Below are 1,021 nucleotides of genomic sequence, written 5' to 3'. Positions count from 1 at the left end.
GTAAGAACCGTGCGCAAATTACGCTAGTAGACCGTAAAGCGAGCCACTTGTGGAAACCACTGTTGCACGAAGTTGCAACGGGTTCTTTGGACGAAGGTGTTGACGCTTTGAGCTACCGTGCTCATGCGAAAAACCATAGCTTCGATTTCCAAATGGGTAGCCTTCAAGACATCGACCGTGAACGTAAAGTGATCATTTTAAGTGAGCTGAAAGACGAGCACGGTGAACTTCTTATGCCAAGCCGCGAGCTAGAATACGATCTTCTAGTGATGGCGATTGGTTCAACATCGAACGATTTCAACACTCCAGGCGTTCGCGAAAACTGTATTTTCCTAGATAGCCCAGAACAAGCGCACCGTTTCCGTACAGAAATGAACACTGAGTTCCTAAAGCTGCATGCGCAAAACGGTAACGGTACAGTGGATATCGCGATCGTTGGTGCTGGCGCAACGGGCGTTGAGCTATCGGCTGAGCTGCACAATGCCGTGAAAGAACTTCGCACTTACGGATTTGGTGATCTAGATTCAAGCAAGCTGAATGTTAACCTGATTGAAGCGGGCGAGCGCATTCTTCCTGCATTGCCACCACGTATTTCGTCTGCGGCGCATCAAGAGCTTGTTAAGCTGGGTGTAAACGTTCGCACAGCAACGATGGTGACTAAGGCGGAGAAAGACGGCCTAACTACCAAAGATGGCGAAAAGATTCCTGCGCAAATCATGGTTTGGGCTGCGGGTATCAAAGCACCTGATTTCATCAAAGACATTGCAGGTCTAGAAACAAACCGTATTAACCAATTGGTTGTGAAAGGAACACTGCAAACAACGCGTGATGACGATATTTTTGTCATCGGCGACTTGGCGCAATGCACACAACCAGACGGCTCATTTGTGCCACCTCGTGCGCAAGCTGCGCACCAAATGGCTAGCCAAGCGTTCAGCAACATTGTGGCGAAGCTAAATGGTCGTGAGTTGAAAAACTACGTGTACAAAGACCATGGTTCTTTAGTGTCTCTAAGCCGCTT

At 48.5% G+C, this 1,021-nt stretch carries 1 protein-coding gene; it reads left to right on the top strand.

Annotated elements, in window-relative coordinates:
- A partial coding sequence (locus R7F67_RS25025) for an NAD(P)/FAD-dependent oxidoreductase (protein ID WP_318057559.1) occupies positions 1 to 1,021 on the top strand: 1,021 nt, incomplete at both ends.

The organism is Vibrio sp. YT-17, from assembly GCF_033337375.1.
Lineage (GTDB): Bacteria > Pseudomonadota > Gammaproteobacteria > Enterobacterales > Vibrionaceae > Vibrio > Vibrio alginolyticus.
This window is presented reverse-complemented; position numbering and strand designations above follow the sequence as displayed.